This window comes from Treponema endosymbiont of Eucomonympha sp. (assembly GCF_001028545.1).
This window is the reverse complement of sequence record NZ_BBPW01000097.1, coordinates 1-2880: the sequence shown is the minus strand read 5'-3', so window position 1 is coordinate 2880 and position 2880 is coordinate 1. Positions and strand designations below refer to the sequence as shown.

4 protein-coding genes are annotated in these 2880 nt (G+C 52.7%); 3 read left to right on the top strand and 1 reads right to left on the bottom strand.

From position 1 onward, the window contains the following. Positions 1–174 precede the first annotated feature (174 nt). Positions 175–333: a nicotinate-nucleotide--dimethylbenzimidazole phosphoribosyltransferase gene (locus AWU74_RS11595; RefSeq protein WP_238580170.1), complete on the bottom strand. Its 159-nt coding sequence runs from the start codon at positions 331–333 to the stop codon at positions 175–177. Here AWU74_RS11595 and AWU74_RS04860 point away from each other — a divergent pair. The 3 genes from AWU74_RS04860 to cooS are packed head-to-tail and all read left to right on the top strand — an operon-like array spanning position 310 to position 2832. After that, complete coding sequence (locus AWU74_RS04860) at positions 310–690, top strand: IS5 family transposase (RefSeq protein WP_187150846.1); 381 nt, start codon at positions 310–312, stop codon at positions 688–690. The genes AWU74_RS11595 and AWU74_RS04860 overlap by 24 nt on opposite strands. Positions 691–704: 14 nt before the next feature. After that, complete coding sequence (locus AWU74_RS11590; RefSeq protein ID WP_187150845.1) at positions 705–911, top strand: hypothetical protein; 207 nt, start codon at positions 705–707, stop codon at positions 909–911. 25 nt (positions 912–936) lie between these two features. Then, a complete protein-coding gene (gene cooS / locus AWU74_RS04855; RefSeq protein WP_062328186.1) occupies positions 937–2832 on the top strand; it encodes an anaerobic carbon-monoxide dehydrogenase catalytic subunit in 1896 nt (631 codons plus the stop codon). Positions 2833–2880: the final 48 nt, after the last annotated feature.

Below are 2880 nucleotides of genomic sequence, written 5' to 3'. Positions count from 1 at the left end.
TCCCCTGTAAACGGCAGGTAAAGTCTGTCTTTTATCAAACGGCTGAAGACGACTCGGTGATCAGGCACAGCGTCTCCGCGATATGTCCGCCGGTGCCTTGCCAAAATACATGTCGAGCCTGACGATAGGCTCAAGCCCCAGCCGTTCTACCACAGGCAAGTGCCCCGCAAACAGCTAACCGGAGTTGAGCGTCTGCGCGATGTATGCCGCCGCCGTAACGGGGAAGCCGTCCAGCACGCACCCGATTCCTCTGCCTTCAAGCCCTAGGTAGTGTGGACTGGATAAAGGGAAAGAGGTAAAATGGGAAGCATGAAAGAAAATGAAGGCATTCACCGGCACGATATAAGCGACGAGGCGTGGGAACGGATAAAAGAACTGCTGCCCGGACAGGCAGGAAAACACGGGGGAGTAGCGAAAGACAAAAGTTTGTTTATCAACGCGGTAGCGTGGCAGACGCGTACAGGCGTTCCGTGGAGGGATATACCGCCAAAATTCGGGAACTGGAACAGCATACACAAGCGGTTTTGCCGCTGGCGGGACAAGGGAATATGGAGAATACTGGCGGACGCCGCAATAGGCGAGCCTGCCAGGGATATCTTTATGATAGATTCGACATATATCAAGGCACACGCGGACGCATGCGGGGCACAAGGCGGCACTCAGGACATTAGCCGTACAAAAGGAGGCTGAACAGCAAATTGCATTTGGCAGTTGACGAGTACGGAATGACTGTTGCTATATCAGCTTCCCTAAAAGCATGTCGAGCAATTCGTTCGTATCATATGCTTTGTCCGCGCGAAACGCTTCCGCCTCAAGACCCGCCATACGCTTGGCAGAGGGTGACGCTTTTGCTTGACAAACCACAGGGGGTATATTACCATAGAGAAATAACTAATCCCTGCACCGTATGACGCTCGTTCAGGAGGACGATGATATATGAAAACATTTGAAAATGTTACTTCTATTGAACAGATGGAGGCTGAAACCGCAAAGCTGAAAGAAATGGCGGTGAAGCTCGGCACGGAAACGTGGGAAGACCGCAATAAAAACCAAACGCCGCACTGCAAATTCGGGGAAGACGGTGTTTGTTGCAAGAATTGCTCTATGGGACCGTGCCGGATAACTGCGAAAGCATCGCGGGGAATCTGCGGCGCGGACGCGCACGCGATTGCCGGCAGAAACTATCTCCGCATGATTGCGGCAGGCACTTCGGCTCACTCCGACCACGCGCGGGAACTGTTGCACGTGCTTCACGGCGCGAGTCCAAACGGAAGCTATCGCGTGCGAGATGAGCAGAAGTTGTTGCGCCTCGCAAATGAATGGGGTGTCGCTACCGAAAACCGCGACATTTACGATGTCGCTCATGAAGTCGCTGAAGTCGGTCTCATGGAGTTCGGGAAACCGTTCGGCACACAGCTTTTTATAAAACGCGCCATTCCTCAGCGGCAAAAAGTCTGGAAAGAACAGAATATTGAGCCGCGGGCTATTGACCGCGAAATCGCCACCGCAATGCATATGACCCACATGGGAAATACCGCCGACGCTGAAGTGTTGGTGCGTCAGGGGTTGCGAGCAAGTCTTTCAAACGGGTGGGGCGGTTCGATGCTGGGCACGGAAGTAACCGACATTCTGTTTGGAATTCCCACGGTTCGGAACACCGAAGGCAACCTCGGCGTCCTTGAAAAGGATATGGTCAACATCGTCGTACACGGGCACGACCCAGCTTTTTCTGAGATGGTCGTTACCGCTGCCGAGTTGAAAGAACTGTCCGATTACGCCAAGACAAAAGGCGCGAAGGGCATAAACATCGTCGGGTTGTGCTGTACGGCAAACGAAGTGGCGATGCGGCACGGCGTCCGTATGGCGGGCAACTTCCTCCAGCAGGAGAACGCTATCCTTACTGGCGCTATCGAAATGATGTGTGTTGATATTCAGTGTATTTTCCCTGCGCTCGCGTCCCTTTCCGAATGCTTTCACACGAAATTTGTAACGAGTTCCTCTATTGCGCGTATTCCCGGAGCAATTCATGTTGAATTCAAACCGGAAACCGCTTTTGAACAGGCAAAAGAACTCATTAAAATGGCGGTTGATAATTTTTCGAAACGCGATAACTCGAAAGTCTATATTCCGCCGACGAAACAAGCCGCCACGGTAGGGTATCCGTGCGAACAGATTATCAAGCAGCTCGACGGCATAACAAACAGCCACGTCGACGAACTCGGTTCGTATCGTCCCGCCATTGACGCCATAAAAGCAGGCGTGCTTCGGGGTGCGGTCGCTATCGTCGGCTGCAACAACCCACGGGTTCGCCCTGACTATTCGCACTTTGAAATAATGAAGGAACTGCTGAAGAACGACGTTCTGATTGTCGCAACCGGGTGTTCGGCGCAGCTCGCTACGAAGGCGGGGTTTCTGAACAAAGAAGCGAAATATATATGCGGCGCGGGGTTGCGGCGCGTGTGTGACCTCGTCGATATACCGCCCATACTGCATATGGGTGCGTGCGTAGATATCAGTCGCATGATGTTGCTTGCGTCGGGCATTGCGCGGGATTGGGGTGTTGATACCACCCAAATTCCGGTCATCGGGTGTGCCCCTGAATGGATGAGCGAAAAAGCCGTTTCGATTGCAAACTACGTTGTCTCCACGGGCATTGACGTATATCTCGGCATTGAGCCGCAGGTGAAGGGAAGTGCACAAATGATGGAACTCATCACACAGGGAACCAGAAAAATAACCGGCGCAGGATATATCATCAACAAAGACCCGCACGAGTTGGTTAAGGCGATGCTTGACGGCATCGAAGCCAAGCGTGCAGCATTAGGGATATAGCTGGTGAAAATCGCTATCACCGGAAAAGGCGGAGTTGGAAAAACGACA